This is a genomic window from Roseibium sp., assembly GCF_050301095.1.
Lineage (GTDB): Bacteria > Pseudomonadota > Alphaproteobacteria > Rhizobiales > Stappiaceae > Roseibium.
Genome location: NZ_JBNKYW010000070.1, coordinates 1 through 3,186 on the forward strand (window position 1 = coordinate 1; position 3,186 = coordinate 3,186).

A 3,186-nucleotide genomic window follows, 5' to 3' on the forward strand; every position below is an offset into this window, starting at 1 on the left:
GCGAAAGACGAATCCGGCTGGCCGCTGAACTATGGCACCGGCGTCAGCCAGGAAATGACACGGACGCGGGTTCACGATCCGGAAGTCGACACCAGCGGATGGCATGATGCTACCAGCGTTTTCGAACTGCGGGCTAAAGCCGTGGAGGAAGACGGCGTGCCGGGCTGGTCGGTCACACGCAGCAATCTCGACCAGCTCAATCAGATCCTCGGTTACATGGACGAGGAGTTGCGCCAGGGCGCACTGAGCGTCGCATCGACCATCGGTTACATGAGCGAGGGCGTCACCACGTTCGAGATGTTCAAGACACAGGAGGTTGCTGCGAACTACGGCCGCTTGCTGGGGGCGCATGTGCGGTTCCACGGCAACCCCAGCAATCCCGAAGGACCGCTGGGGACCAGTGAACTTCTGGCCAACGCCATGGCTCTCGATGCACCGTTTTCGCTAAATCACAACAACGAATACGGCTGGTGGGAGAACGAGGAAAAACTGCAAAAGGCACGAGCCCAGGGGTACAACGTCTGGTCGGAGCACTATCCCTATTCGGCCGCTTCGACGGCGATTTCGGCTGACTTCTTCTCGCCCGAGAAATTCAGGATCCTGGCCGGTGGAAGATCTTATGAAGAGACGATTTACGACCCGATACAAGACAAGTTCCTGACCCAGGAAGAGTGGGAAGAAACCTCCAGGGCGGATCCCGGCCGTACGATCTTTGCCTTCAATCCCAAGCGGGATGATTGGCTGCCTTATTGGCTACGCACACCGCATATGATCGTGGCCTCTGACGCCATGTGGTCCGGCAAGGGGATCGATTCCTGGGACCTGCCGCCCGAAGAATATGTTGGCCATCCGCGCACGGCCGGCACACGCGGCAAGACACTGCGCTCGGGGCGTGAATATGGCGTGCCGTTGATGTTCACGATCGCACAGATGGCGTATTGGCCCGCATATCACCTGGGCTTGACCGGACTCGAAGGGATGCAGGAACGGGGCCGCCTCCAGGAAGGCATGGTTGCCGATATCACGATCTTTGATCCGAAAAGCGTGACGGACAACGCGACCTACAAGGCCGGTGAGCAAGGGTTGCCGACGACAGGCATTCCTTATGTCATCGTAAGCGGTGTCCCTGTCGTGCGCGAAAACGAGTTCCAGTTGGATGTCCGGCCAGGCAAATCGATTCGCTTCCCGGTACAGTCCGAGGGCCGCTTCAAGCCCATCACGATCGAGGATTGGGAACGGAAGCACACCGCTGCCGGCTTTACTGTCGACGCCGGTGCACTGGGCCAGCCTGGTGCAGACGACTGATGTCCGGGGCAGGAGCGTTCGGGACTGTCGTTTGGGCGGGGTTGGTCTCCGCGCCGAGGGGCGGACACTTGCGTGAAACCGACCTTGATCAGCCGGGAGGAAGGGAGGTGCGCTATGAACGATCAGTTGCCGGACAGCGTGGTTGAGCAGATGCTGGAACATACGATCACCATGGATGCTAATCGGGAATCATGCCTCCATCAGTACCGGATGCTCCTCAAAGCGAGCCTGGTTGCCCTCTTTGCCTGCCTGGTGTCCATGCCGAGCGTGGTTGGAGCCGAAGAGAGCACACTGCCGAGCCCGGCGGGAGATCAGAGCAAAAAGCCGGTGTCCTTCACTGAGTTCGCGCGCTCCACTGCAATCGACATTCAGGATGTCAGGTCCAAACTCAGCGCCGGCGAGACAAACGTGCCCGACGGGCTCTCATTGGCGGTCTTCTGCTCGATCCATCAGGTTTTCGAAGTCCGTTCGCCAAGACGAAGTCTGGGAAGCGGCGAGTCAGTAGGGTTGCTCCGACAGCTTGGGGCTGCGAAACCCTGATCTCTCGCATCAGCAGCCGAACATGCGTTTAAATTGTAAGCAGGCCCGTCGCATGAATATTATTCGCCCTCCCTACAAGCTGGTCAGCTCGCTTCTATCTGGCTTGCTGTTCCTGCTGGCCCCTCAAATCGCACAGGCCGAAGACGCGGCAGAGGCATTGTCCGGGCCGGACGCGACACCAAACGTCCTGGCGAGCGACGCGGACGAGAAGCAGGACCTCCTGGACGTAAACATCCAGGAGCGCTTTGACGCGTCCAAGAAAAAAATCAAAGAAAAGATTGGGCTGGACTTCGGGATCGACTACAACGCACTAGGCTACGTCGCAAGCGCCAGCCCGGGCAGGTACAATACCGGCAGCGGCTCGCTCCGGTTTCTCGGGACGTGGGATCTGTTCGACCGCAATGGCCCCAACAAGGGTGGCCTGGTCTTCAAGTTCGAAAACCGGCACGCCTATAGCCAGGTGGCACCGACAGCCTTTAACGCGGAAATCGGCTACGCCGGACTGGTGAGTTCGGTGTTCAGCGATCAGCAGTGGCGCACGACGCATCTTTACTGGCAGCAAAAATTTGCCGGAGGACGCGGTGTTGCCTATGCCGGCTTTCTTGATGTGACTGACTATACGGATGTCTATGCGCTCGCGAGCCCCTGGACCGGCTTTTCCAATCTCGCATTCCAGACGGGCTCCGGTACGATCGGCGGTCTTCCTGACGGCGCGTTCGGGGGAATGGTCGGCGGGTTTTTGACGAGCAACATCTATGCATCGGCGAGTCTCGCTGATGCGAATGCGGATGCGACGGACATTGGCAGCGGCTTTGGAACGTTCTTCAATGATTTCGAGACGTTTAAATCCGTCGAAGTCGGTTGGACGTCAGGCCCCGAACGCCTTTTCATCGACAATTTCCACGCGACCTTCTGGCAAATAGATGCGCGGAGCAAAGCAGGCACACAGGATGGCTACGGTGTCAGTTTTTCGGCAACGAAAGGCATCAATGACAAATGGCTGCCCTTCGTCCGCGGAGGCTGGTCCCATGATGGCGGCAGTCTCTATCAGGCAGCTCTCAGCGTCGGTTTCGGTTACCAGAGGCTCCCCGGGCGTGACTTGTTGGGCGTAGGCCTCAACTGGAGCCGGCCGAACAAAAATACATTTGGAACCAAATTGGATGACCAAATCACGCTGGAGGTTTTCCAGCGTTTGCAGGTGACGGAGGGTCTGCAAGTCACTCCGAGCATTCAGGTGGTCAAGGACCCGGCACTTAACCCGCAAGAAGAAGTGGTTTCGCTTTTCGGGATGCGGGCGCGCCTGGCTTTTTGATTGGGCGGTGGCGGAGTGTCGGTTTTAAC

General features: G+C 58.5%; 3 protein-coding genes. All 3 read left to right on the plus strand.

The window, feature by feature from the left end:
• The coding region (locus ACQY7U_RS06515) for an amidohydrolase family protein (protein ID WP_428642990.1) at positions 1–1,305 on the plus strand (1,305 nt) is incomplete at its 5' end.
• A gap of 114 nt (positions 1,306–1,419) precedes the next feature.
• The gene (locus tag ACQY7U_RS06520; protein ID WP_428642992.1) at positions 1,420–1,845 is read left to right on the plus strand and encodes a hypothetical protein; all 426 of its coding nucleotides are present in this window, start codon (positions 1,420–1,422) and stop codon (positions 1,843–1,845) included.
• A gap of 52 nt (positions 1,846–1,897) precedes the next feature.
• On the plus strand, positions 1,898–3,157 hold the full coding sequence (locus ACQY7U_RS06525; RefSeq protein ID WP_428642994.1) for a carbohydrate porin: 1,260 nt from the start codon (positions 1,898–1,900) through the stop codon (positions 3,155–3,157).
• The last annotated feature ends 29 nt before the right edge of the window (positions 3,158–3,186 follow it).

Bases quoted from the DNA above. Each gene is read 5' to 3' on its own strand.
- ACQY7U_RS06520 (WP_428642992.1), top strand. From the start codon at position 1,420: ATGAACGATCAGTTGCCGGACAGCGTGGTTGAGCAGATGCTGGAACAT.
- ACQY7U_RS06525 (WP_428642994.1), top strand. From the start codon at position 1,898: ATGAATATTATTCGCCCTCCCTACAAGCTGGTCAGCTCGCTTCTATCT.